The sequence below is a fragment of the Variovorax sp. 54 genome (genome assembly GCF_002754375.1).
Lineage (GTDB): Bacteria > Pseudomonadota > Gammaproteobacteria > Burkholderiales > Burkholderiaceae_C > Variovorax.
In genome coordinates this window covers 1339863-1364820 of record NZ_PEFF01000001.1, presented here as the reverse complement: position 1 = coordinate 1364820, position 24958 = coordinate 1339863, and the positions used below count along the sequence as shown (strand labels likewise).

At 69.3% G+C, this 24958-nt stretch carries 27 protein-coding genes; 15 read left to right on the top strand and 12 right to left on the bottom strand.

The window, feature by feature from the left end; all coding sequences use genetic code 11:
- Positions 1–64: 64 nt before the first annotated feature.
- Positions 65–979 (top strand): DUF808 domain-containing protein, encoded by a 915-nt coding sequence (locus CLU95_RS06020; protein ID WP_099791343.1) that lies wholly within the window; start codon positions 65–67, stop codon positions 977–979.
- Between the two features lie 22 nt (positions 980–1001).
- Here the strand turns inward: CLU95_RS06020 and CLU95_RS06015 are convergent, their stop codons facing one another.
- On the bottom strand, positions 1002–1217 hold the full coding sequence (locus CLU95_RS06015) for a hypothetical protein (RefSeq protein WP_099791341.1): 216 nt from the start codon (positions 1215–1217) through the stop codon (positions 1002–1004).
- A 136-nt stretch (positions 1218–1353) separates the two neighbouring features.
- On the opposite strand from CLU95_RS06015, the gene CLU95_RS06010 reads away from it, so the two are divergent.
- Positions 1354–1788 (top strand): hypothetical protein, encoded by a 435-nt coding sequence (locus CLU95_RS06010; protein WP_257214547.1) that lies wholly within the window; start codon positions 1354–1356, stop codon positions 1786–1788.
- 78 nt (positions 1789–1866) lie between these two features.
- The gene (locus CLU95_RS06005; protein WP_099791339.1) at positions 1867–2664 is read left to right on the top strand and encodes an enoyl-CoA hydratase/isomerase family protein; all 798 of its coding nucleotides are present in this window, start codon (positions 1867–1869) and stop codon (positions 2662–2664) included.
- A gap of 19 nt (positions 2665–2683) precedes the next feature.
- Here CLU95_RS06005 and CLU95_RS06000 read toward each other — a convergent pair whose 3' ends face one another.
- Both CLU95_RS06000 and CLU95_RS05995 read right to left on the bottom strand, forming a co-directional pair.
- Entirely contained in the window at positions 2684–3787 is a 1104-nt protein-coding gene (locus CLU95_RS06000) for a M14 family metallopeptidase (RefSeq protein WP_099791337.1), read from the bottom strand.
- A gap of 46 nt (positions 3788–3833) precedes the next feature.
- A complete protein-coding gene (locus CLU95_RS05995; protein ID WP_099791335.1) occupies positions 3834–5165 on the bottom strand; it encodes an MFS transporter in 1332 nt (443 codons plus the stop codon).
- Between the two features lie 130 nt (positions 5166–5295).
- Here CLU95_RS05995 and CLU95_RS05990 point away from each other — a divergent pair, with 130 nt between their 5' ends.
- Positions 5296–6198, top strand: coding sequence for a LysR family transcriptional regulator (locus CLU95_RS05990; protein ID WP_099791333.1), 903 nt, complete (start codon positions 5296–5298; stop codon positions 6196–6198).
- A 19-nt stretch (positions 6199–6217) separates the two neighbouring features.
- On the opposite strand, the gene CLU95_RS05985 is transcribed toward CLU95_RS05990, so the two are convergent.
- Positions 6218–6535, bottom strand: a complete 318-nt coding sequence (locus tag CLU95_RS05985) for a hypothetical protein (protein WP_099791331.1) — start codon at positions 6533–6535, stop codon at positions 6218–6220.
- Positions 6536–6791: 256 nt separating this feature from the next.
- On the opposite strand from CLU95_RS05985, the gene CLU95_RS05980 reads away from it, so the two are divergent.
- Together CLU95_RS05980 and CLU95_RS05975 are read left to right on the top strand one after the other, a co-directional pair.
- Positions 6792–8903, top strand: coding sequence for a TonB-dependent siderophore receptor (locus CLU95_RS05980; RefSeq protein ID WP_099791329.1), 2112 nt, complete (start codon positions 6792–6794; stop codon positions 8901–8903).
- Positions 8904–8977: 74 nt separating this feature from the next.
- Entirely contained in the window at positions 8978–11386 is a 2409-nt protein-coding gene (locus tag CLU95_RS05975; protein ID WP_099791327.1) for a PepSY domain-containing protein, read from the top strand.
- On the opposite strand, the gene CLU95_RS05970 is transcribed toward CLU95_RS05975, so the two are convergent.
- Positions 11387–12046, bottom strand: coding sequence for a glutathione S-transferase (locus CLU95_RS05970; RefSeq protein ID WP_099791325.1), 660 nt, complete (start codon positions 12044–12046; stop codon positions 11387–11389).
- 91 nt (positions 12047–12137) lie between these two features.
- Between CLU95_RS05970 and CLU95_RS05965 the strand changes: the two genes are divergently transcribed.
- The gene (locus CLU95_RS05965) at positions 12138–13010 is read left to right on the top strand and encodes a helix-turn-helix transcriptional regulator (protein WP_099791323.1); all 873 of its coding nucleotides are present in this window, start codon (positions 12138–12140) and stop codon (positions 13008–13010) included.
- A gap of 65 nt (positions 13011–13075) precedes the next feature.
- Positions 13076–13987, top strand: a complete 912-nt coding sequence (locus tag CLU95_RS05960) for an SDR family oxidoreductase (RefSeq protein WP_099791321.1) — start codon at positions 13076–13078, stop codon at positions 13985–13987.
- Between the two features lie 6 nt (positions 13988–13993).
- Here CLU95_RS05960 and CLU95_RS05955 read toward each other — a convergent pair whose 3' ends face one another.
- Complete coding sequence (locus CLU95_RS05955) at positions 13994–14572, bottom strand: GNAT family N-acetyltransferase (protein WP_099791319.1); 579 nt, start codon at positions 14570–14572, stop codon at positions 13994–13996.
- A 25-nt stretch (positions 14573–14597) separates the two neighbouring features.
- Positions 14598–15014 (bottom strand): hypothetical protein, encoded by a 417-nt coding sequence (locus CLU95_RS05950; protein ID WP_099791317.1) that lies wholly within the window; start codon positions 15012–15014, stop codon positions 14598–14600.
- Between the two features lie 113 nt (positions 15015–15127).
- On the opposite strand from CLU95_RS05950, the gene zigA reads away from it, so the two are divergent.
- A complete protein-coding gene (gene zigA / locus CLU95_RS05945) occupies positions 15128–16321 on the top strand; it encodes a zinc metallochaperone GTPase ZigA (RefSeq protein WP_099791315.1) in 1194 nt (397 codons plus the stop codon).
- A 13-nt stretch (positions 16322–16334) separates the two neighbouring features.
- Here the strand turns inward: zigA and CLU95_RS05940 are convergent, their stop codons facing one another.
- The gene (locus tag CLU95_RS05940; protein WP_099791313.1) at positions 16335–16988 is read right to left on the bottom strand and encodes an FMN-binding negative transcriptional regulator; all 654 of its coding nucleotides are present in this window, start codon (positions 16986–16988) and stop codon (positions 16335–16337) included.
- A gap of 16 nt (positions 16989–17004) precedes the next feature.
- Positions 17005–17481, bottom strand: a complete 477-nt coding sequence (locus CLU95_RS05935) for a Fur family transcriptional regulator (protein WP_099797137.1) — start codon at positions 17479–17481, stop codon at positions 17005–17007.
- Positions 17482–17647: 166 nt separating this feature from the next.
- Between CLU95_RS05935 and CLU95_RS05930 the strand changes: the two genes are divergently transcribed.
- From CLU95_RS05930 to CLU95_RS05910, 5 genes are all read left to right on the top strand, one after another.
- On the top strand, positions 17648–18310 hold the full coding sequence (locus CLU95_RS05930) for an alpha/beta hydrolase (protein ID WP_099791311.1): 663 nt from the start codon (positions 17648–17650) through the stop codon (positions 18308–18310).
- A gap of 61 nt (positions 18311–18371) precedes the next feature.
- Positions 18372–18689 carry a putative quinol monooxygenase gene (locus CLU95_RS05925; RefSeq protein WP_099791309.1) on the top strand — a complete coding sequence of 106 codons (318 nt, stop codon included), beginning with the start codon at positions 18372–18374 and terminating at the stop codon, positions 18687–18689.
- Between the two features lie 165 nt (positions 18690–18854).
- Entirely contained in the window at positions 18855–20411 is a 1557-nt protein-coding gene (gene gshA / locus CLU95_RS05920) for a glutamate--cysteine ligase (RefSeq protein WP_099791307.1), read from the top strand.
- A gap of 151 nt (positions 20412–20562) precedes the next feature.
- The gene (locus CLU95_RS05915; protein WP_099791306.1) at positions 20563–20943 is read left to right on the top strand and encodes a response regulator; all 381 of its coding nucleotides are present in this window, start codon (positions 20563–20565) and stop codon (positions 20941–20943) included.
- A 122-nt stretch (positions 20944–21065) separates the two neighbouring features.
- On the top strand, positions 21066–21992 hold the full coding sequence (locus CLU95_RS05910) for an SDR family NAD(P)-dependent oxidoreductase (RefSeq protein ID WP_099791304.1): 927 nt from the start codon (positions 21066–21068) through the stop codon (positions 21990–21992).
- Between the two features lie 67 nt (positions 21993–22059).
- On the opposite strand, the gene CLU95_RS05905 is transcribed toward CLU95_RS05910, so the two are convergent.
- From CLU95_RS05905 to CLU95_RS05895, 3 genes are all read right to left on the bottom strand, one after another.
- The gene (locus tag CLU95_RS05905; protein WP_099791303.1) at positions 22060–22419 is read right to left on the bottom strand and encodes an HPF/RaiA family ribosome-associated protein; all 360 of its coding nucleotides are present in this window, start codon (positions 22417–22419) and stop codon (positions 22060–22062) included.
- Between the two features lie 106 nt (positions 22420–22525).
- A complete protein-coding gene (locus CLU95_RS05900) occupies positions 22526–22954 on the bottom strand; it encodes a CBS domain-containing protein (RefSeq protein WP_099791301.1) in 429 nt (142 codons plus the stop codon).
- Positions 22955–23126: 172 nt separating this feature from the next.
- On the bottom strand, positions 23127–23729 hold the full coding sequence (locus tag CLU95_RS05895) for an outer membrane protein assembly factor BamE (RefSeq protein WP_099791299.1): 603 nt from the start codon (positions 23727–23729) through the stop codon (positions 23127–23129).
- Between the two features lie 217 nt (positions 23730–23946).
- Between CLU95_RS05895 and ylqF the strand changes: the two genes are divergently transcribed.
- The gene (gene ylqF, locus CLU95_RS05890) at positions 23947–24924 is read left to right on the top strand and encodes a ribosome biogenesis GTPase YlqF (protein WP_099791297.1); all 978 of its coding nucleotides are present in this window, start codon (positions 23947–23949) and stop codon (positions 24922–24924) included.
- Positions 24925–24958 lie beyond the last annotated feature (34 nt).

The window sequence follows — 24958 nt, the reverse complement described above, 5'->3', positions numbered from 1 at the left end:
TTCAACGGCAGCGACTCTGGCTGCGGATAAGCTCGCCGCTTCTTCCACAGCCTGACTTTCGCCCATGGCCACCAGCCTGCTTCTGCTGCTCGACGACATCGCCACCGTGCTCGATGACGTCTCCGTCCTCACCAAAGTTGCTGCCAAGAAGACCGCCGGGGTGCTCGGCGACGACCTGGCGCTGAACGCGCAGCAGGTCTCCGGCGTGCGCACCGAGCGCGAGCTGCCGGTGGTGTGGGCCGTGTGCAAGGGCTCCCTCGTCAACAAGGCCATCCTGGTGCCGGCCGCGCTGGCCATCGGCACCTGGCTGCCCTGGCTGGTGACGCCGCTGCTCATGGTGGGCGGCGCGTTCCTGTGCTTCGAGGGTGCCGAGAAGCTGGCCCACAAGTTCCTGCACAAGAAGGAACACGAGGCCGACACCGCGCGCCACCAGCAGGCCGTGGCCGACACTGCGGTCGACGTGGTCGCGGTCGAGAAGGACAAGATCAAGGGCGCGGTGCGCACCGACTTCATCCTCTCCGCCGAAATCATCGCCATCACGCTGGGCACCGTGCAGGGCCAGCCGTTCACGACGCAGCTCAGCGTGCTGGTCGGCATCGCGCTGATCATGACGGTGGGCGTGTACGGCCTCGTGGCCGGCATCGTGAAGCTGGACGACGCGGGCCTGTACCTGAGCCAGCGCAGCAGCGCGGCGGCGCGCAGCCTGGGCCGCGGCATCCTGGCGACGGCGCCGTGGCTCATGAAGGGCCTGTCGGTGGCCGGCACGGCCGCCATGTTCCTCGTGGGCGGCGGCATCCTGGTGCACGGCGTGCCGGCGTTCGGCCATGCGGTCGAAGACTGGGCCAAGGCCACGGGCGGCGTGTTCGGCACGCTGGGCTCGATGGGCGTCAACGCGGTCGTCGGCATCGTGGCCGGTGCCGTCGTGCTGGCCGTGGTGGAACTCGTCGGCAAGCTGCGCGGCAAGAAAGCCGCGCACTGAGCGTTTGAGTGAGAGCCGGGCCTCAGCGGTCCGGCTTGCCGCGCTGGAACAGGCCGACGCCGACCAGCGCCACCCCCAGCGCGAGCGCGAACCAGCCGACGATGTGCGCGCCGGCCACCATGTCGAACCAGCGCGTGCCCTGCAGGAAGCGCGGGCCCAGCAGCACGGCGGCGCCGATCAGGAGGCAGAGGATGCCGCGCTCGATGGTGCGCAGCTGTCGTTGGGGGCGTCGGGCCATGGGGGTCTTTGCAAGGGAAAACGGAAGCGGCCATTGTCCCGCGCCGCGCGGGGAGGCCGGTAGCTGCCTGAAAACGTCGCGTGCGCGCATCGGTGGGCGCGCAAAAATGCTTCCAAACGTTGCAGAATCGCAAGCCATGCCACACCGCCACCTGCCCACCGGTTCCGCCTTCTTCCTCCCGTTCCGACGCGCCTGCGTGGGCGCCTCGCTGGCCCTGCTGGCCGCCACGGCGTTCGCGCAGCCGCAGCCCGACCCCGCCGGCTTTCCGATGGACTCGGTCGGCTACCTCAACGAGGAGCTGCCGCGCATGGAAGCAGCCGTCGCCGCGAAGGACCGCAGCTTCTTCCTCGGCGCGATGACGCGCATGGTGCAGTTCTCCGAGCGCTGGGGCTTCAAGGCCAAGGCCAACCCCGAGCTGGCCGCCTACCCGATGTGCACCGCGGCCGTCATGGACTACGCCGTGGTCGGCATGTGCAAGCTGAACCCCGCCGATGACGTCTGCGAGCCGGGCCTGGCGCCGCGTTTCGACGCGAACCTGAAGCGCTGCCGCGAGCTGGCCGCGCAAAAATAGGCCTCCGGCCTTTCTTCTTCTCCTTCATCGAACGAAGTCCCCGCGCCATGGCCGTGCGTGCGGGGCGGAGACACACGCATGGACTACACCCGCTACCAGACCCTCGCCCTCACGCGCCGCGGCGCGAACGGCGCGGTGCTCGACATCCAGATGCGCGCCACCAACGGCAAGCTGCCCACGGCCGGCCATGACGGCCACCGCGAGCTGGCCGAAATCTGGCGCGACGTGGCGGCCGACGACACGGTGCGCTGCACCGTGCTGCGCGGCGAGGGCATGGGCTTCTCGGGCGGCGGCGACCTGGGCATGGTGCAGGACATGACCACCGACGACACCGTGCGCCAGCGCGTGTGGAAAGAAGCGCGCGACCTCGTCTACAACCTCATCAACTGCGACAAGCCCATCGTGAGCGCCATGCACGGCCCGGCCGTGGGCGCGGGGCTGGTGGCGGGGCTGCTGGCCGACATTTCCATCGCCACGAAGAACGCGAAGATCGTCGACGGCCACACGCGCCTGGGCGTGGCGGCGGGCGACCATGCAGCCATCGTGTGGCCGCTGTTGTGCGGCATGGCCAAGGCCAAGTACCACCTGCTGCTGTGCGAGCCGGTGAGCGGCGAGGAGGCCGAGCGCATCGGCCTGGTGTCGCTGGCCGTGGACGAGGCCGACCTGCTGCCGCGCGCCTACGAGATCGCCGACCGCCTCGCGGCCGGCAGCCAGAGCGCGATCCGCTTCACCAAGTACGCGCTGAACAACTGGCTGCGCCAGGCCGGGCCGACCTTCGACGCCTCGCTGGCACTCGAGTTCATGGGCTTCGCGGGCGCCGACGTGCGCGAAGGCGTGGCCTCGCTGCGCGAGAAGCGCGCGCCGAACTTCGGCTGAAGAACCGAAGCTCGCCGGGTCAGGCGTTCTTGAGGCCCTGCAGGGTCTGCAGCAGAACGACGCGCGTCTGTCCGAGCACCATGCCCTTCCACTCGTCGTTGTCGCAGTAGAACGCGTCGCGCAGGCGCTGACGGATCTCGCGCTTCTGCGATTCGGGCGCCTCGGGATGGCGGCGCAGCCAGGTGTCGGCGCGCAGGCGGTCGAGCACTTCCAGGTCGGGCAGCGTGCCGAACTCCAGGCCCATGGGCGCGACGCGCGCGTTCGGGCATTCGTCGTAGGCGGTCGAGATCACCGGGCCCGACACGTCGGCCGAGGCCGAATCGCCTGCGAAGGGCGCGAACACGTCGGCGCCCCACCAGGCGTGGGCCAGCGCGAGGTCTTCGGGCGTGTTGCGGCCCGGGTAGATCTTTTCGCCGTGGCCGTAGGGGCCCAGGCCGGTGTGCACGTCGATCCAGCCCAGGTGCGTGGCCGAGGCCGCGTAGCCGCGCAAGATCGCGCGGATGGTGCGGTTGCTCCACGACGGCGCGGTGCCGCCGTAGAACAGGCCGTCGGGCGAGGTGTACTGGCCGCGCGTGACAGCGGCGCGGAAGGCGGTCATGCCGTGCGTGGCGATGTAGCCGGCCACGGCCGCGTCGTCGGCGGGTGTCGGCGGCCAGCTGGCGGGCAGCACCAGCGGCTCCACGTCGGCGTACGCGGCGTTCACCGGCAGCGGCGCGCTGAAGTCGATGTGGTTGCGGTTCAGGTCGATGTTGTCTTCGTTGGTGCGGTGCAGGTGCGAAAAGCCGTGCGGGTTCACCGCATGCACCAGCAGCAGCGCGACACCCGCGCGTTCGAGGCGCGCGAGCAGGTCGGCGTCGTTCAGCGTGGCGACCTGCGCGCCCGAGCCGCAGAAGCCCTCGGGGCCGTGCGTGCCCGAGGTGACGAGCAGCACCTTCTTGGCGTCGGCCGCGCCGATCAGTGCGACGTCGGTGGCGAGTTCTTCGCCGAGTGCGCCGCGGTGCGTGGGGTGCACGAACGACTCGATGCTGGCGCCGCGCGCCGCGGCGGCCTCGAGGAACTTGGCGCGGGCTTCGACATACGTGCCCGAGAAATGGCGCGTGGCGGCGGTGGCAGGCTGGGACATGGCGGGAGGACTCCTGTGCATGAAGGCGGGAAGATTGAAGACGGTATCAGGCGGGCGCGTGGGCGTTGGCGGCGTCAATGTCGCGGCCCGTGTGGTCGCGCAGCCAGAGCAGGCCCAGTAGCGACACCAGCGTCATCGCCACCAAGTACCAGGCCGGCGCGAGCTTGCTGCCGGTGGCGTTGACCAGCCAGGTGCTGATGAAGGGCGCGAAGCCGCCGAACAGCGCCACGCCCACGCTGTAGACCAGCGACATGCCGCTCGCGCGCACGCGCTTGGGAAACATCTCCGGCAGCATCGTGATGCCCGGCACCGTCTGCACGACCAGGCCGATGCTCAGCACGCCGAGCACGGTGAACAGCACCACGGGCGTGGGCGAGGCGTTGAGCCACAGAAAGCACGGGTAGATCAGGATCGCCATCACGATGCGGCTCCAGAGGATGAGCGGCTTGCGGCCCACAACGTCCGAGAGCTTGCCCACGAACGGCGCGAGCGCGAACGACAGCAGGCCCGTGAGCGCCGCGCCGAACAGCGCCACCGACGGCGTGAGGCCCAGCTCGCGCACCGCGTAGGTCGGCATGTAGAAGGTGACCACATACGCTGCCGTGGTGCCGCCCACCAGCGCGAGGATGGCGGCCAGCACCGTCTTGCCGTGCTGCGTGCAGACGATCTTCAGGCTGCTCTCGCGCGGCGCCTTGGCGTCTTCGGGCGAGATGTGCAGCGACTCTTCGAGGTGGCGGCGGATGTACATGCCCACCGGCGCGATCAGCATGCCGAGCACGAACGGCACGCGCCAGCCCCAGCTCTGCATGGCTTCGGGCGTCAGCGAGAAGGTGAGCGCGCCCACCACCACGGCGCCGAGCATCACGCCCAGGCCCTGGCTCGCGAACTGCCAGCTCGCCATGTAGCCGCGGTTGGCCGGCGTGGCGTGCTCCACCAGCAGCGTGGTCGATGCGCCCACCTCGCCGCCGGCCGAGAAGCCCTGGATCAGCCGCGCCAGCACGATGACGACGGGCGCCGCGACGCCGATGCTCGCGTAGGTCGGCGTGAAGGCGATCAGCGCGCAGCCCAGGGCCATCAAAAAGATCGTGAGCGTCATCGCCTTCTTGCGGCCCGCGCGGTCGGCGTACGCGCCGATGATGATGCCGCCCAGCGGCCGCATGATGAAACCGACGCCGAAGCTCGCCACCGTCAGCAGCAGCTGGCCGTAGGAGCTGAAGGTCGGGAAGAACAGCTTGCCGATCACCAGTGCCAGAAAGCCGTAGACCGTGAAGTCGAAGAACTCCAGCCCGTTGCCGATGGTCGTGGCCACGATGGTCTGGCGCCGGCGTGCGGGCGAAGACGAAGAGGTGGGCGAGGGCTGGGAAGCGCGGGTGTTCATGTGTCTCCTGTGTGTTCTCAAGGGCGCAGGCCGCGTCGGGCCTTGACCGCGGCGGATGCTAGAGACTCGCAGCTGTCATGAAAAGACAATAATTGGGCGTCAACGATAACTTTTGGTTGTCACTCCAAAGATGAAGCCCAATCAGTTGCATGCCTTCGTGGCGGTGGTCGAGCAGATGAGCATCCGCGCCGCCGCGCGCGTGCTCGGCATTTCGCAGCCCGCCGTGACCAAGATCGTGCGCGAGCTGGAGCGCGAGGTCGGCGCGCCGCTGGTGGAGCGCAGCGTCAAGGGCGTGCGCCTCACGCAGTTCGGCCTGGCCTTCGCGCCGCGCGCGCGGCTGCTGCTGGCCGACATGGAACGCGCCCGCGACGAGATTGCGCAGATTCGCGACGGCGCCACCGGCTCGGTCTCGCTGGCCGTGAGCGCCTCGTTCGCGCTCACCGTGCTGCCCGCCGCCTTCAAGGACTTCCACACGCGCCTGCCGGCGGTCGACGTGCAGTTCAACGAGGCCGTGCTGCCGTGGATGCTCGCGCGGCTGCGCGACGGGTACCTCGACTTCGCGGTGGCCCACGTCGTACCCGGCACGCTCGATCCGCAGTTCGAGGCGCTGGAGCTGTTCCCGGTGCAACTGGTGGTCGGCCTGCGCGAGCGCCATCCGCTGCGCAATGCGCGCTCGCTGCACGATCTCTATGCCGCCGAATGGGTCCTGCCGGGCGACGACCATGGCGGCACCAACGCCGTGGCGCCGCTGTTCACGCCGCTCGGGTTGTCGCCGCCCACGCGCGTGCTGCAGGGCCACTCGGTCACCGTGGCGCTTGCGCTGGTGGGCCACATGGATCTGATCGGCCTCTTCGTCGAGCCGCTCGCCGGGCTCAGCTTCAAGCGCCACGGCATCCGGCGCGTCGACGTGCGCGAGACGATGCCGATACTGAACGTGTGCGTGGTGCGCCGGCGCGGGCAGCCGTCGACGCCGGCGGCGCAGCACTTCATCGAGTGCATTCAGCGGGCTTCGGCTGCGGCGGTGAAGGGGTAACGGCGCGCCGGGCCTTTGCTCAACGCCAGAACATCAACAGCATCGCGACCAGCAGTTGAACGCCGAAGACAACGACGGCGCTGGCGACCATCAGCAGCGCCACGAAGCCGACGAAGTAGGCCGTGCGTCGGCCCCAGTGCGGCACGCTGGGTACGCAATACCAGTAGAGCAGCGCGGCCATGCCGATGTTGAATGCCCCGATCACATACAGGATGACGCGTGAGGCTTCGGGGGAAGCAAAGACCGAGGTGCCCAGCCACAGGAAGAGAAGTTCCACCAGCGGGACCACGGTGACCCAGGCGAGCACGCCGAGCGCAAGGCGTTTCGCCGTCTTCATGGCAGGGCCTCGCTCTCGACGCAGTGGACGATGGGATGCGCCGGTTCCCGTCCGGTCGATTTCTGAGGGGCAGTCATGAATTTCCTCCGTGATGGCGTTTCGAATGGAACGCTCTGACGCCTGATCCTATCGGCGAGGGCTCGCGATGGCCATCAAATGAGAATTTCTCTCATTCATAATCCCCTCCCGCTTCCGCACACCGGAAGTGCCATCAGGCCGCCGGGAGGTGCGCCGCCAGAACATCCAAGGGTTTTGAATGAAGAGAGTTTGTGTGAGCCTCGCGCTCGCCGCCGTGCAGGCTGCACAGGCGCAATCCGTGCCTGCGTCCGCTGCCGAAGCGAGTGAGTTGAGCACCGTCAACGTCGAAGCCTCGCGCGCCAACGGCTTCCTGGCCGAGACGGTCGAGGCGGGAACGTTCCGGGGCGCGTCGGTCATGGACGTGCCGGCCACGGTCAACACCGTGACGCGCGAGGTGATCGAGCTGCAGGGCGCCACCGGCGTGTACGACGTGCTGCGCAACACGGCCGGCGTGACGCGCCAGCAGAACGGCGGTGACACCTTCGACCAGCTCGTCATCCGCGGCATCGCCGTGGAGAACCGCACCAACTACCGGCTCAACGGCGCGCTCGCGATTCCCAACGTGTCCGAGATTCCGATGGAGAACAAGGAGCGCGTCGAGGTGCTCAAGGGCGCGTCGGCGCTGTACTACGGCTTCACCACGCCGGCGGGGGTCATCAACTTCGTCACCAAGCGCGCGGGGCGCACGCCCGTCACCTCGCTCGGGATGAGCGTCGACAACCAGGGCGGGCTGCAGGGGCAGGTCGACATCGGCCGCCAGTTCGGCGAGAACGACCAGTTCGGCCTGCGCCTGAACGCGGCCGGCGGCCAGCTGGGCTCGACGATCGATGGTGTCGACGGCAACCGCACCTTCGTCTCGGCCGCACTCGACTGGCGTGTGAACCGGCGGCTCACGCTCAAGGCCGACATCGAGCACTACCGCAAGCGCATCACCGAGCAGGCCGGCATCGCACGGCTCGCGGCCGTGAACGGCGTCATCGCGCTGCCGGCGCTGCCCGATCCGCACAAGCTGCTGGCGCCGCCTTGGGCCGAGTTCGAGGCCGAGGTCACCAACACCCAGCTGCGTGCCGACTACGCCTTGAGCGACCAGTGGGCGCTCAGCGTGGAAGCCGGCCATTCCGAGGCCGAGCGCGACCGGCGCCTGGCGCAGTTCGGCAACTACAACGTGCGCACCGGCATTGGCCGTCTCACGGGCAACGTGCAGTACCTGGAACAGCGTTCCGACCTGCTGCGCACCGAGCTGTTCGGCACCTTCGCCACCGGCGCGCTGCAGCACGAGCTGACGCTCGGCGCGGCGCGCAGCGACAAGACGCAGGCGCCCGTCTTCCAGCGCAACTACGGCGGCGCGACCACGCTGCAGAATCTCTACAACCCCGTGCCCATCGGCGCGCTGGCATTGAGCGCGATGCCCTCGCGGCCCACTTCGGGCGCGCAAGACAGCGAAGAGCTGGGCCTGTATGCGCTCGACCGCATCACCTTCTCGCCGCAGTGGCAGCTGGTGGCCGGCCTGCGCCACACGCGCTACCAGAGCTGGCAGGGCGCGAGCGCCACGCTGCCTGCTCTCGACTACAGCGTGCGCAAGACCACGCCGCTGGCGGCGCTGAGCTACAAGTTCACGCCCGACCTCATGGCCTACGTGTCGTACTCGCAGGGTGTGGAAGAGGGCGAAGTCGCGCCGGCGGGCACGGCCAACCAGAACACGCGCATGCCGCCGGGCGTGAGCCGGCAGAAGGAAGTCGGCCTGCGCTGGCTGACCGGCAGCGGCACGCTGCTCTCGGGCGCGCTGTTCGATATCGAGCGGCCCGGCGCCTACACCGACAGCGCCAACACCTTCGTGGCCAGCGGGCGCCAGCGCTACCGCGGCTTCGAGGTGTCGGCGCAGGGGCGGCTCACGCCCACGCTGGCGTGGCAGCTCTCGGGCCAGTGGCTCGACGCCGAATTCCGCCGCATCAACGCGCAGTACGACGGCAAGCGGCCCGAGAACACGGCGCGCACCACGGCGAGCGCCTTTCTCTCGTACGACATCGCGGCGGTGCCGGGGCTGTCGGTCAACGGCGGTGCGTACTTCACGGGACGCCGCCCCATCGACGACCTGAACCAGGGCTTCATCGGCGGTGCGACGGTCTTCGGCCTCGGCGCGCGCTACGTGGCGCAGCTCATGGGCAAGCGCACCACCTTTCAGCTGAACATCGACAACGTGGGCGACAAGCGCTACTGGTCGGCGGCCGGCACGCGGCTGGCGGTGGGCACGCCGCGTACGATCAAGGCCCTGGTCAAGATCGATCTTTGAATCCTTGGGTGAGGCCCCTGCCGCGGCGGGGCTTCCTGTTTTTCGCTTCCCCTTCTTTCTGCTGTCTGTTTTTCATGGCCTTGCTGCGTCGCGTCTGGTTCCAGATCCATTGGTTCATCGGCATCACGGCGGGCAGCGTGCTGGTCGTCATCGGCCTGAGCGGCGCGACGCTGTCGTTCCGCGCCGAGATCACCGACCTGCTGAACCCGACCCCGGCGGCCTCGGCCGCACCCGCATTGGCACCGCCTGCGCTCGTCGCGCGCGTGCAGGCCGAGATGCCCGGGCGGCGCATCGCGACCGTGGCCGTGTCGACCGAGCCCGGGCGCGCCGCGCGCATTGGCTTCGCGCCGCCGACCGGCGAGCGGCGCGGCGAGACGCGCTTCGCCGATCCCGCCACCGGCGCGCTGCTGCCCGAGCCCGTGGGCGAGCATTTCTTCGAGTTCGTCGAGGAGTTGCACCGCTGGCTGCTGCTGCCGCGCGACGACGGCAAGCCCATCACCGGCTCGCTGGCCGGCCTGTTGCTGCTGCTTGCGTTGTCGGGCCTGTACCTGCGTTGGCCGCGCCGCCCCTTCGCGTGGCGCCAGTGGCTGCGCATCGACTTCGCGCTGCGCGGCCGTGCCTTCCTGTGGAACCTGCATGCCGTGGTCGGCACCGTCGCGCTGCTGGCGTACGTGGTGTCGACCACCACCGGCATGTACTGGGCCTTCGACGGGCTGCGCAAGGTGGTCGACGGCGCGGCGGGCGAGGGCCGCGTGGTGCGCGCGGAGCGTGCACCGGCCGATGCCCCCCCGGTGACGCTCGACCTGGCGCGCGTCTGGCAAGCGTTCGTCGACACCACGGGCGGCGACTGGGCCCTGGTCACGCTGCGGCTGCCGGCGCGCAACGGGGCGCAGGTCGAGGCCAACTACCTGCGCACGCACCCCGAGCACGAGCGCGCACGCAACCGCCTGTACCTGCACGCCGCGACCGGCGAGACGCTGCGCCACGAACGCTACGCCGACAAACCGCTCGCCGGCCGTCTCGTGAACAGCATCTACCCGCTGCACATGGGCACCTACTGGGGCCTGCCGGGGCGCATCGTGATGATGTTCACCAGTCTGGGGCTCGCGCTCTTCGCAATCAGCGGCTGGATGATGTATCTCGGCCGCCGCCGCACCGCGAAGGCCGTGCGCGCCGAACGTGCGCGGCTCGATGCGGTTGCCGTGCCCGCCACCTCGGGTGATGCGGGGCAGGTGCTGGTCGCCTTCGCGAGCCAGACCGGCCATGCCGAGCGCCTCGCGCTGCAGACGGCCGGTGCGCTGCAGGCCGCCGGTGTCGCGGCGGTGGTGCGGCCTGTGTCCGCACTGAGTGCCGATGCGCTGTTGCATTTCCGGCAGGTGCTGTGGGTCGCGAGCAGCTTCGGCGAGGGCGATCCGCCCGACAGCGCGCGCGCCTTTGCCCGTGCGTTCGCGCGGCAGAGCGGTCCGGGTCTGCGCCACCTGCGCTACGGCTTGCTCGCGCTCGGCGACAGCCACTACGCGACCTTCTGCGGCTTCGGCCGCAAGCTCGATCACGACCTGCACAACCAGGGCGCGCAGCCGATGTTCCCGATGATCGAAGTGGACGGCGAAGACCCGGTGGCGCTCGCGCGTTGGCACGACGCGCTGCGCGAGACCTTCGGCGTGCGCGATGCGGCGTGGCCTGCATCCGACGCAGCACCCGCACCGGCCTTCGACGCCTGGCGGCTCGACGGCCGCCGCCTGCTCAACGCGGGCAGCCAGGGCGACCCGCTGTTCGAGATCGAACTGCGGCGCGCCGATGGCAGCGACACGGTGAACTGGGCGCCCGGCGCATTGGTCGAGATCGTGCCGCGCCAGATGCACGACGACGGCGCCTCGGCGCCCGCGCCGCGCAGCTACTCGGTCGCGTCGATTCCGTCCGACGGCGCCGTCCAGTTGCTGGTGCGGCAGGCGCGGCACGACAACGGCCTGGGCGTGGCCTCGGGCTGGCTCACGGTCGGCGCGCCGATGGGCGCGGAACTCGCGCTGCGCCTCGTCGCCAACCCGGGCTTCGCGCTGCCCGACGATGCGCGGCCCTGCGTCTTCATCGGCAACGGCTCAGGCTTTGCGGGCCTGCGCGCGCTGCTGCGCGAGCGTGCTCGCCGCGGGCATGGCCGCAACTGGCTGGTGTTCGGCGAACGGCAGGCGGCGCACGACGGCTTCGGTGCGGAGGAAGTCGCGGCATGGCAAGCCGGCGGCCTCGTGGCGCGCGCCGACTTCGTCTACTCGCGCGACCAGGCGCAGCGCGTGTACGTGCAGGACTGCCTGCGCGACGCCGCCGAAGCGCTGAAGCAGTGGGTGGAGGAAGAGGGCGCGATCGTCTTCGTGTGCGGCAGCCTGGAAGGCATGGCGCCGGGCGTGGACGCGGCGCTCACCGAGGTGCTGGGCGAGAGCGGCATGGACGCACTCATCGCCGAAGGGCGCTACCGCCGCGACGTGTACTGATCAGGCGGGCGGAAAGTCCGCCGCTGGCTCACCCGGCTGCCAGGGCACGTACTTGGTCATGACGCGCGTGAACAGCTCCGACGCGGTCCAGCCCGTGAGCCAGGCCTGCAGGCGCGGCCAAGGCTGCGGGTCGAACCAGACTTGGTCGACCATCGCGAACTGGCGCACGAAGGGCATCAGCGCCGCATCGGCCAGCGTGGCGTGCGCGCCGGCCAGCTGCGCTGACATCGCGAGCCGGTCTTCAAGCCCTTGCAGGAAGCGCGCGCCGTCGTCGCGTGCCGAGCCTTCCGATGCGGGGTAGCGCGCCGGATATTTGTAGCGGTCGAGCAGCGGCTTGAAGTCGTTGTCGCAGGCGGCGATCAGCACGAGCAGGTCATCGAGCGTGCCGCGCTCCGGGGCCAGCCAGCGCAGCGGATCGTGGCGGCGCAGCGCCCACAGCATCACGTCCAGGCTCTGCTCCAGCACCGCCGCGCCGCCGTCGAGCACCAGCACGGGGACAGTGCCCTTGGGCGAGGCCGCGAGCATCTCGGCGGGTTTGCGCTTCAGCTCGATCTCGCGCAGCACGCAGCGCTGCTCGCTCGCCACCAGTGCGAGCCGGGCTCGCATCGCGTAGGGACAGCGGCGGAACGAATAGAGCACAGGGAGGGCGGAATCGGGCATGCGAACGAAAGATGAACAGGGGGAGCCAGCCGATTGTCGAACCATCGGGCCGGGTCGCGCGGCGGCGGGTTTTTCCTCACAATCGACCGCCATGGGCGAACGTCTTTTCCTCCGGCTCCACGACGACCCGCTGCACGGGCCGGAATCGGGCGTGCCCGACGGCACGCTGCACGTGTTGCCGATTGCGCCGGCCCTGCAGTCGCATGTCTCGCACCTGCTGATGTACCGCGAGACCTTCGCGCCCGGCCACGAGATGCGCGAGCGCGTGCTGCCCGACGGCGCGATCCGGCTGGTCTTCAACTTCGGTGACGCGCCTTCGGCCGACGACGCGCCCGGGCAGGCGGTCGAAGCCATCGGCGCGTTTGCCGCGCCGGCCGTGGTGCGGATGCGCGATACGGTGGAGGGCCTGTCGGTGGCGCTGCGCCCCGGTGCGGCGGCCGCGCTGCTCGGCGTGCCGGCCGGCGAGATCGCGGGCCGCGCGGTGCACCTCGACGAACTCTGGGGCGGGGAGGGCACGACGCTGCTCGCGCGCATGGCCGAAGCGCGCGGCGATGTCGCACGCGCCGACCTGCTGCAGCAGGCGCTGATGAAGCGGTTGCAGAAAGCCGGCGACAGCGCGCCACCGGCCGCTGCGGTGCATGCCGCGCGGCTCATCGCCGCCGCCGACGGGCGCCAGGCGCTGCGCGAGGTGGCGCAGGCGGTCGGCGTGGGCGAGCGCCGGCTGCAGCAGCTCTTTCATGCGCACGTCGGGCTGTCGCCGCGCGCCTGGGGCCGGCTCGCGCGGCTGCATGCCTGCCTGCGCGCGCTGCGCTTGCACAGCGCGCCGGCCTGGGCCGACATGGCGCTGGACCACGGGTTCTACGACCAGTCGCACCTCGTCAACGAGTTCCGCGCCCTGTGCGGCGTGACGCCCACCGAGTTCCTCGGGCGCAGGGTTTCGGTTTCTTCCAAGACGGCGGGCTGAGGCCGGCCTATCGTGGCGGCTTGTCCTGCCAAGGGACTCTCACCGAACGAAGGAGCAACGAAAAAATGACAGCAGCCCCCTCCACCCCTGACGCCGCTCACCGTCCGCTGGCGGGCCGCGTGGCCGTGGTGACCGGCGCCAGCCGCGGCGCGGGCCGTGGCATCGCGCAGGAACTGGGCGCGGCCGGCGCCACCGTGTACGTGACCGGGCGCAGCACCCGCGCGCGGCCGGCCGACAGCTACGGGCAGCTGCTCGCGCTGTCCGAGCTGGCTGCCTTGCCCGGCACCATCGACGACACCGCCGACGAGGTCACGCGGCTCGGCGGGCGCGGCATTGCCGTGGCCTGCGACCACACGAAGGAAGACGAGGTGGCGGCGCTGTTCGCGCGCGTCGAACGCGAGCAAGGCCGGCTCGACCTGCTCGTGAACAACGCCTGGGGCGGCCACGAAACCTTCACGGGTGTCTTCGAGGCGCCGTTCTGGGAGCACCCGCTGTCCCACTGGGATTCGATGTTCGACCGCGGCGTGCGCAACCACCTCGTGGCCAGCCGCTGCGCCGCGCCGTTCATGGTGGCGCACAAGCAGGGCCTGATCGTCACCACCACCTTCTGGGACCGCGGCCACTACCTGCGCGGCAACCTGTTCTACGACCTCGCCAAGGCGTCGATGACGCGGCTGGCCTTCGGCATCGCGCAGGAACTGCAGCCGCACGGCGTGGCCTCGGTGGCCGTATCGCCGGGCTGGATGCGCACCGAGTTCGTGCTCGCGGGCCACAAGACCGACGAGGCGCACTGGCAGGAACGCCCCGCGCTGGCACGCACCGAGTCGCCGCGCTACCTGGGCCGCGCCGTGGCCGCACTGGCGGGCGATGCGCAGGTGCTCGACAAGACCGGCCAGGTGCTGCGCGTGGGCGACCTCGCGCGTGCCTACGGCTTCACCGACGTCGACGGGCGGCAGGTCGAGCCGTTCGAGATGTAGGCCGAGCTACGACAGTGCGCGCACGTCGATGCGAAAGCGCAACTCGGGCGCACCGCCGAGCCCGGGCTCGGTGATGAACTCTTCGACCAGCACGCCGCCGTTGGCGCGGATCACGCGCTGCGAGGCGAGGTTGTCGGGGCTGGTCGTGATCTCGACATGGTCCAGGCCGATGGCGCGTGCATCGGGCAGCAGCGCACGCAGCGCGGCGGTGGCGTAGCCCCGACCGCTTTTCCACGGCACCACGCCGTAGCCGATGTGGCCGAGGCAGTAAGAGGGCAGGGCGTTGGTGCCCGGCTGCCAGCGCAGCTGGATGCTGCCGCAGAACTCGCCGTCCCACAGCCAGCGCCGGTAGCCCGGCAGCCGCGGCACGGTGCCGCCGGTGGGCAGCGCGATGGGCGGGCCCTTGGCTTCGCGATCAACCTGGCCGGCGAGAAAGCCATCGGGGTCGGTGCGGATCAGCGCCAGCTCTTCGCGGCCGGCTTCGGCCCGCAGGTTGTTGGGCGACCAGCCGCGCTCCAGCGCGGCGATGTAGCCGGGAAGATGCTCGGGCGACGGCCAGACGAGTTGCAGTGCGGAAAGGGACATGGGTGACAGTCCTGGTTTTTTGAGATCAGTACGAACGCAGGGCGATGCCCCAGCGCCCCTCGGCCTGCACGACGATCCAGAGGTTGGCATGCGTGCTGAGCACCGCGCCGGCCGCATCACGCCGCGTGTAGTGCACGACGAAGTGCACCTTGTCGTGGCTCACGAGCACCGGCTCCTTCTTCTCGTACTGCGTGGAGGCCCAGCCGCCGGCCTTGAGCGTCTCGAAGAAATCGGCCGGGTGCTGGCCGGGCGCGGGCCAGTCGAGCCGCCGTGCGCCCGAGAGCATGGTGTGCGGAAAGTGCAGCTCGGCGTCCATGCCGCGCGTGTCCGAGGCGTTGAAGGCGGCCGTGAAGCGGTCGAGGCAGGTCGATGCGGCCTCGACGACGGCAGCGTGCGGTGCGTCGGAGGGCGGCGGGGCGACGAAGGCAGAAAAGTCGGTCATGCGTCGGATGGTAAGGCGAGCGTGCGATCAGCCTGTGCGAGGCGATATAAATGCAACCCAGTTGCGACAATCCATATAATGCAACTCCATTGCATTTGAAGAACGAGTCTCTCATGGCCGATCGCCTTCCCGTTACCGTGCTGTCCGGCTTCCTGGGCGCCGGCAAGACCACGCTGCTCAACCACATCCTGCACAACCGCGAGGGCCGCCGCGTGGCGGTGATCGTCAACGACATGAGCGAGGTCAACATCGACGCCGCGCTGGTGCGCGAGGGCGGCGCCGCCCTGTCGCGCACCGACGAGAAGCTCATCGAGATGAGCAACGGTTGCATCTGCTGCACGCTGCGCGAAGACCTGCTGATCGAGGTGAAGCGGCTCGCCAAGGAAGGGCGCTTCGACCAGCTCGTGATCGAGTCGACCGGCATCTCCGAGCCGCTGCCCGTGGCCGAAACCTTCACCTTCGCGGGCGAAGACGGCCAGAGCCTGGCCGACGTGGCGCGGCTGGACACCATGGTCACGGTGGTCGATGCCTTCAACTTCCTGCGCGACTACGGCTCGGCCGAAAGCCTGGGCCAGCGCGGCCAGTCGCTGGGCGACGAAGACACGCGCACGGTGGTCGACCTGCTGATCGAGCAGATCGAGTTCTGCGACGTGCTCGTGGTCAACAAGACCGACCTCGTGACGGCGGAAGAGCGAGAGCGGCTGATGGCGATCTTGCGCAGCCTCAACCCGCGTGCGCGCATCGAGGAGTCGGAGTTCGGCCGCGTCGCGCTCGACCGCGTGCTCGACACGGGCCTGTTCGATTTCGATCAGGCCGAGCAGGCGCCCGGCTGGCTGGCCGAACTGCGCGGCGAGCATGTGCCCGAGAGCGAGGCCTACGGCATTCGCAGCTTTGTGTACCGGTCGCGCCTGCCGTTCCATCCGAAGCGTTTCTGGGACCTGGTGCAGAGCGAGTGGGAGGGCGTGGTGCGCTCCAAGGGCTTCTTCTGGCTCGCGAGCCGCCCGACCCGCGCCGGCACGTGGTCGCAGGCCGGCGGTGCCTGCCGCTACGGCGCGGCGGGCCTGTGGTGGGCGGCCGTGCCGCGCGAACACTGGCCGACCGACCCCGATGGGCTCGAGCTGATCCGCAAGAACTGGGACGATGCCACCGGCGACGCGCGTCAGGAGCTGGTGCTGATCGGCATCGGCATGGACGAAACGGCACTGCGCGCGCGGCTCGACGCCTGCCTGCTCACGCCGAACGAAATGCGCTTCGGTGCTTCGTGGTGGCAGAACCTGCCCGATCCGTTTCCGTCGTGGAACGCGTAGGGGCGCGGGCGGTTCAGTCGCCGGCGCTGCCGGACTGCATCGCCTGCTGCACCAGCCGCGCCATGGCCGAGGCGTTCTCGCTGCCCACGGCGGCCAGCCCCTGCACGGTGCCTTGACGGTCCTGCAGGGCCTCGTCCTGGCTGGCCTTGAGCTTGCCTTCGAGGCGGTCGATGGGGATCTCGATGCCCACCACGGCGTGCGCCAGCTTGCGGATGAAGGTCTCGGGCGCGTCCGTGGTCTGCCAGGGCACGGGCTGGCCGGCCTCGTTCGCCGCGGTGAGGCGCGCGAGCAGGTCGAGCAGCCAGGCCTCGTCGTCGATGGCGCGTGCGATGCCGTGCGCATGCGCGACGGCGTAGTTCCAGGTCGGCACCACCTGGCCGTGCTCGGCCTTGCCGGGGTACCAGCCAGGCGTGATGTAGGCCTGCGGCCCCTGGAACATCACGACCGAGGGGGCCGGCGCATCGAGCTGGCGCCACACCGGGTTCGCGCGCGACACGTGGCCGAGCAGTGTGCCGAACGGGCCGCGCGAGCGGTCGAGCAGAAAGGGCAGGTGGTTGGCGACCAGCCCGTCGGTGCCGGGCACGACCCAGGCGCCCAGCGGATGGGCGTCGATCAGCGCGTGGCTCGCGCCGAGGTCGGGCTGGCGGTGGTGCCGGGAGACGTACACGCGCAGCGCGATGAAGCTATCGCGCGCAGTCGCCGCACATGCCGTGCAGCGTGAGCGCCGTGTGCCGCGTGTCGATGCCCTGTTTGCGCAGCGCCTTGCCGAGGCGGCCCATCACCTTGGGCAGCTCGGGGTCGGAGGGCAGCGCCAGCACCTTGTGGCACTGGTCGCATTCGAAGGTGTTGCCCGAGGCGGTGTCGACGTGCCGTGCGAAGCGGTTGACCCGGTCGGCGGCCACGCGGCGGTCGCACAGGCCGGCTTCGACCAGCCGGTCGAGCACGCGGTAGAGCGTGACGCGGTCGGGCGGCTCGCCCGTGGCGGCGGTGTAGGCGCCGGCCACTTCCTCGTGGGTCAGCGGCTGCGAGCCGTGTTCGAGCAACTCGAGCACGGTCTGGGCGGCGCGCGTCACGCGCAGCCCGCTGCCGCGCAGCAGCGCCTCGCTGTCGAAGGCGGGGCGGGGCGGCGAGGTTTTCAGGGGCGGGGTGGGGGTCTTCATGCGAAACGCCATTGTGTTGCATCCGGCGCCCCCTTGCGACGGCAAGGACAGCCGGGGCCCGGATGTTGCGAGGTGCAAGTCAGCCAACCGGCCGTTTCGCGGCGGCCCGGGTCGCCCGAATGCGCTAAGGTCTGGGCATTCGCATTCCTGAATACCTTTGTCGACCATGTCCCGTCCTCCCATCGAAATCGAAACCGCCCCGAACCCCACCGCCACGGTGGTCCTGATGCACGGCCTGGGTGCCGACGGCAACGACTTCGTGCCGATTGCCGGCGAACTCGACCTGTCGGCCGTGGGCCCGGTGCGCTTCGTGTTCCCCAATGCGCCGGTGATTCCGGTCACGCTGAACAGCGGCTACCAGATGCCGGCGTGGTTCGACATTGCCGGTGCCGATTTCAATGTGCAGGAAGACGCCGCAGGCCTGCGCCGCTCGCAGGCCACCATCGAGGCCGTGATCGCGAATGAAAAGGCCCGCGGCATTGCCGCCAGCCGCATCGTGGTGGCCGGCTTTTCGCAGGGCTGCGCCATGGCGCTGCTGACCGGCCTGCGCCATACCGAGCGCCTGGCCGGCATCGTCGGCCTGTCGGGCTGGCTGCCGCTGGCGGCCAGCACCGCGGCCGAGCGCCATGCCGCCAACCACGACACGCCGGTGTTCCTCGGCCATGGCCGGCAAGACCCGATGGTGCCCCTGGCACGCGCCACGCAATCGCGCGACGCGCTCGCCGCCCTGGGCTACACCGTCGAATGGCACGAGTACGCGATGGCGCATTCGGTCTGCATGGAAGAAGTGGCCGACCTGAACGCCTTTTTGCTGCGCGTGCTGCGCTGAAGCACAAGCGGGCCGCTGCGGCAACCCACGAGACAGACAGAGACACAGAAGGAGACAGCCCATGATCCTCGTCATCGGACACGCGCTGGCCAAGGCCGACACCCTGCAGGCGATGCTGGCCATCAGCGTGGAGCACGTGCTGCGCTCGCGCGCCGAGCCCGGCTGCATTTCGCATGAGGTCACCACCGACGTGCAAGACCCGTTGCGGCTCACCTTCGTGGAGCGCTGGAGCGACATGGCGGCGCTGCAGGTGCACTTTCGCGTCGATGCGTCGCGTGCTTTCGGCAAGGCGCTGGCCGCCATGGCCGATGGCGTGCCGTCGATCCATGTCTACCAGTCGGAAGAGATCGACCTGTCGGCGGGCCGCGCCAAGGCCTGAGGTTTGACCCCCGTTCCGCACTGGAATGCGCGTGGCATTTGAGAGGGTAGCTATGAAAAGCGTAGCAAAAAACAGCATAGCCGGATGCGGGATTCCCTGCTTCAGCAGTGCCTGTCCGCCCGTGCTACCTTCCAGCCCCACAGAAGATTGATGGGTCATAAGAACATGAGCAACAGATTGCAGGAGAGGCTGGGCGCACTTCCGGCCGCGCGATTGAAGGGCATGCGCCGCGGCATCGAGAAGGAAAGCCTGCGCGCGTTGCCCGACGGCAAGCTGGCCCTCACGCCGCATCCGCTGGCGCTGGGCTCTGCGCTCACGCATCCGCACATCACGACCGACTTCAGCGAGTCGCAGCTCGAACTCATCACGGGCGTGCACGCGGGCGTGGAGTCGGCCATTGAAGAGCTCACGCGGGTGCATCAGTTCACCTACCGCGTGCTCGACCAGCTCGGCGACGAGCGCCTGTGGGTGTCGAGCATGCCCTGCGGCCTGCCGACCGACGAGACCATTCCGATCGGCCGCTACGGCTCGTCGAACGTGGGCCGCGCCAAGAGCGTGTACCGCATGGGCCTGAGCCACCGCTATGGCCGCCGCATGCAGACCATTTCGGGCATCCACTACAACTGGTCGCTGCCGGATGTGTCGAGTGAAGAGTATTTCGCACTCATCCGCAACTTCCGCCGCCAGGCCTTTTTGCTGCTGTACCTGTTCGGCGCCTCGCCGGCCCTGTGTTCGAGCTTTGTCGCGGGCCGCCCGCACGAGCTGCAGCCCTTGGGCGACGGCAGCATGTACATGCCGCACGGCACTTCGCTGCGCATGGGCCCCCTGGGCTACCAGAGCGAGGCGCAGGCGTCGCTGGCCGTGAGCTACAACAGCCTGGAAGGCTACGGTGCCTCGCTGCAGGACGCGCTCACGCGCCCGTGGCCGGCCTACGAGGCCATCGGCATCCGCAACCTCGGCGGCGACTACAACCAGCTGGGCACCAGCCTGCTGCAGATCGAGAACGAGTTCTACGGCACCATCCGCCCCAAGCGCGTGATTCACCCCGGCGAGCGCCCGCTGCATGCGCTGCGCGAGCGCGGCGTGGAGTACGTCGAAGTGCGCCTGATGGACCTCGACCCCTTCGAGACCGTCGGCATCAATGCGCAGACCATGCGCTTCATCGACGTGTTCCTGCTGCACTGCCTGCTGAGTGACAGCCCCGACGACACGCCACAAGAAATTGCCGACCTGGCGCAGAACCAGCACCTCACGGCCGCGCGCGGCCGCGAGCCGGGGTTGAAGCTGCGCCGCGACGGGCGCGAGGTCGGCCTGACCGACTGGGGCCTGGAACTCATCGAGCAATGCATGCCCATCGCCGCCGCGCTCGATGCGGCGCAGGGCGGCACGCAGCACGTCGACGCGGTGCGCGCCGCCAAGGCCGGTCTCGAGAACCCCGACAGCCTGCCGTCGGCGCGCGTGCTCGCGGCGATCGAGCAGCAGCACGGCAACTCGTTCGTCGGCTTCGTGCGCGCCCAGTCGGAGCAGACCCGCGCCGCACTGCTCGCGTTGCCGTTCACGGCCGCGCAGCAGACCGGTTTCGAGCAGATGACGGCCGCGTCGATCCAGGAACAGAAGCGCATCGAGGCGGCCGACACCATGCCCTTCGAGATCTACCGCGAGCAGTACGTCTCGCCGGCGCGCCTGGGCATGGCCCCGGGCCGCCTGCCGGTCGCGGCCTGAGGCTGCGATAGAGCGGCGCCGGGCGGCGCGCGCTGACAGCGCCGCTGGCCGATGGCCTACAGCCGTTGGCCTGTCCGGCCCACCGCGGCGCAGCACGCAGCCCGGAAGATGGCGCCATGCGCTGCCAAGCTTCGGACCCGGGACACTCACCATGACGCTCCATGCCTATCTGGTCGAGGACAGTCCCGTGATCCGCGAGAACCTGGTCGACTTTCTCGAAGACGTGGCCCAGGCGCATGTGGTGGCCTCGGCCAGCACCGCCGACGAGGCACTCGACTGGCTGCGCGATCACAAGACCGACTGGGACCTGGCCATCGTCGACCTGTTCCTGCAGCGCGGCAACGGCCTGGCCGTGCTGAGCGCCTGCCGCCAGCGCTCGCCGCACCAGAAGGTGGTGGTGCTCAGCAACTACGCCACCGCCGACATGCGCCTGCGCTCGCAGCAGCTGGGCGCCGATGCCTTCTTCGACAAATCGGCCGAGCTCGACCAGCTGGTCGCGTACTGCGCCACGGTCCAGCCGTCGCATGGGTGACTCCCGCGAGGGGCGCCCGAGGGCAAACGGGGCGGGGAACTGAGGTAAAACGCCGGGTTGCCGCCCGTCGGCACCCCCTTTCCCAGCCTTTCCAACTCCCTACAGACAGCGAGCAGAGACCCATGAGCAACAGCACCTCCATCGACTTCAAGGGCCGCGTGGCCATCGTGACCGGCGCGGGCGGCGGCCTGGGCCGCCAGCATGCGCTGGCGTTGGCGGCGCGCGGCGCCAAGGTGGTGGTCAACGATCTGGGCGGCGCGCGCGACGGCTCCGGCGGCTCGGTGAGCGCCGCACAGGCGGTGGTCGACGAGATCAAGGCGGCCGGCGGCGAGGCGATCGCCAACGGCGCCTCGGTGACCGATTTCGAGGCCGTGCAGGCCATGGTCAAGCAGGCGGTCGATGCCTGGGGCCGTGTCGACGTCCTGATCAACAACGCCGGCATCCTGCGCGACAAGAGCTTTTCCAAGATGGAGCTGGACGACTTCAAGCTCGTGGTCGACGTGCACCTGATGGGTGCCGTGAACTGCACCAAGGCCGTCTGGGCGCTCATGAACGAGCAGAAGTACGGCCGCATCGTGATGACCACCTCGTCGTCGGGCCTGTACGGCAACTTCGGCCAGAGCAACTACGGCGCCGCCAAGCTGGCGCTGGTGGGCCTCATGCAGACGTTGAGCATCGAAGGCGCCAAGAACGACATCCGCGTGAACTGCCTGGCACCCACCGCCGCCACGCGCATGACCGAAGACCTGTTCCCCAAGGAAATGCTCGAGGCCTTCCGCCCCGAGGCCGTGGTGCCCGCGATGCTGGTGCTGGCCGCGCAGGACGCGCCCAACCGCACCATCCTCTGTGCCGGCGCCGGCACCTTCGAGGCCGCGCACATCACGCTCACGCAGGGCGCGTGGCTGGGCATTGCCGCCGACACGCCCGAGCAGCTGGCCGCGCGCCTGTCCGAAGTGACCGAGCGTGAAGGCGAGGCCGTGCCGCAGAGCGGTGCGGCTCAGGGTGCGAACGAAGTCGCCAAGGGCATGGCGAACGCCGGCCGGGGCTGAGCCTCAGGCCAGCAGCGAAGGCCCGCAGTGCATGCGGGCCTTGCGTAAAGTGCCGTGAAGTGCCGACCTATTCGGCGACGAAGCCCTCGCCGTCCTTGCGGATCGAATCGCGGGCGCGGTGGTTGAGGCGGCCCAGCGTGTTGTCGAGCAGGCGCTTGAGCTTGTCGGCCGCGCCGCGGAAGGCCTCGTCGAGGCTGGCGGCGTGCTGTGTCACCGCGAGCGGCTGGTGGTGCGCCAGGCGCGCTTCCATCACGCAGCACTTGTCGCCGCCGCCGGCCTTGTCGTGGTTCTCGTCGCTCAGGTGCACCTCGACGCGCGTCACGTCTGCGACGAAACGGCTCAGGTGCTGCTTGATCTCGGTGTCTGCCCAGCGCTCCAGCGTGTCCTTGTTGGTGATGCCATTGCTCGTGTTGACCTGGATCTGCATTGCGTATGTCCCTGCTGGATGGTGAACGAGCCTTCACTGTGCACCTTAAGAGTACCCCTGTGCGTAGGTGCGATGCCCTTATCAGACCGGGCATCAGGCCGTCGCGTCAACTTTGGATGTACGAGGTCAGCTGCGTGATGGTCTGCTCGTGCTCGGAAATGATGTCGTCCATCAGGTCTTGGATCGAGATCATGCCGACCACCTTGTCGCCGTCGACCACGGGCAGGTGGCGGAACTTGCGCTGGCTCATGAGCGCCATGCAGGCGTGGGTCTGGGTCTGTGGGGTGACGGTCATCACGTCGGGCGTCATGATCTCGGAGACCTTCACCTCCTTGGAGTTCTTGCCCTGCAGCGCCACCTTGCGGGTGTAGTCGCGTTCAGAGAGAAAGCCCACGAGCTTCTCGCCGTCCATCACCATGAGCGCGCCCACTTCGAAATGCGCCAGCGTGGCCAGTGCGTCGAACACGCTGGTGTCGGGCGAGGTGCGCCAGGCGGCGGAATCGTGGCGCTTGAGCAGTTCGGAGACGGGTTTCATCGCAGGCACTCCATTCAGGGGTTTCGATCCGGCCGACGCACGAGGCGGCGCCGTGCTTCGGACAAATCATAGGGGCGGAATCGCCCTGCGCGATGCAAAACCCTCCCGGGTGTTGCGCGTGTCATGCCGCGCACACGAACCCGGGGTGTCCCCAACGGGTGATCAGGGGTGCTCAGGGCGTCGTGGCGAGCACGCGGCTCAGTGCCACGGCGTTGCCCGCGACGGTCTTCACGAGGCCCTTCTCGTCGAAGTTCACCTGGAACTCCGACCAGCTGTCGCGCCAGTAGCGCCACACCGACGCGTCCAGGCTCGGGTTCTCGCTGGCCACCGGGTAGCCGATGGCCATGAGCACCTGTTCGCGCGTCATGCCGGGCATCACCTTGCCCGCGACGATGGCCGCGCCCACAGCGGGCGGGAAGCTCGCGATCTTGCGCTTCGGGTCTTCGGTGACCACGTAGCGCTTGGCGAAGTCGATCAGCGTGATGTTGCGGCTGTAGTCGTTCTTGATGCGCTGGGGCTTGCCCGCGAGATCGACGTTGAAGAAGCGGAAGTCGTAAGCCGTGATGCGCGCCGGCGTGCCCACGGCGACGATGCGCGTGCCCTGTTCGTCGTAGTTGATGTCGCTGATCGAGTCGCCGTACGTGCGCATGTTGCAGCACAGGAAACCGTCGGTCAGCGGGCCGGGCGGGGGCGACGGGCGCTGGGCGTGCACCGCGGTGGCGGACAGGATGGTGGTGGCCGCGAGCAGGGCGGCGGCGGCAAGGCGCTGGACCATGAAAGGAATCTCCCTCGTTGTGACTTCTTGAAACAGCTGCGTGGCGCAGCGCGCGGATTCTAGGGGTGATCCTGCGGTCATCAGGCCAGTAAATACGCCAGTTGTTGCTATCAAAAGCGCAGCATCGAGAAATCGGTACCGTTCCCGGTTCACAATGCGCACCCGGCCTGCGAGGCCGGTCCCCTTCCAGACAGCGCGAAAGAAAGAGCATCCATCGATGGCGATCCAGTGGTTCCCCGGTCACATGTATTCGACCCAGAAGGCCATCACCGAGCGGGTGAAGGACATCGACGTGGTGATCGAGCTGCTCGACGCGCGCCTGCCCGGCTCCAGCGCCAACCCGATGCTGGCCGAGCTCACGGCCGGGCGGCCCACGCTCAAGGTGCTCAACAAGCAGGACCTGGCCGACCCCGAGCGCACGAAGCTCTGGCTCGCGCACTACAACGCGCTGCCCGCCACGCGCGCCATCGGGCTCGATGCGAGCCTGACCACGCCCGCGCAGCAGATCGTGAAGGCCTGCCACGAGCTCTCGCCCAACCGCGGCGGCATGGCCAAGCCGATGCGCGTGCTGATCTGCGGCATTCCCAACGTGGGCAAGTCGACCCTCATCAACACGCTCACCGGCGGTCGCAAGGCCAAGACCGGCGACGAGGCCGGCATCACCAAGCTCGAACAGCGCATCACGCTGGCCGACGACTTCTACCTGTGGGACACGCCCGGCATGCTGTGGCCGCGCATCATCGTGCCCAAGAGCGGCTACAACCTCGCGGCCAGCGGCGCGGTGGGGCGCAATGCGTTCGACGAGGAAGAGGTGGCGCTGGAGCTGCTGGACTACCTCAAGGCGAACTACGCCGAGGGCCTTGTCGCGCGCTTCAAGCTCACCGAACTCGATGCCGCCACCCTGGCTGACATGAAAGACGAGGACGTGCTCGACACCATCGGCCGCAAGCGCGGCGCGCTGCTGGGCAAGGGCAAGGTCAACCTGCAGAAGGCCGCCGAGATCGTGATGCACGAGTTCCGCGCCGGCAACCTGGGACGCATCACGCTCGAGACGCCCGAAGAGTTCGCCCAATGGCTGGCCGCCGGCCAGCGCGCCGACGCCGAGCGCGCCGCGAAGAAGGCGGCGCGTGGCAAGAAGGGCAAGCAGAAGCCCGAGGCCGCGCCTGCGGACGGCAGTCGCACGGCGGACGAGTGAAGGTCTTGCGCGCAGCGCGCTGAACGCTGCGCGG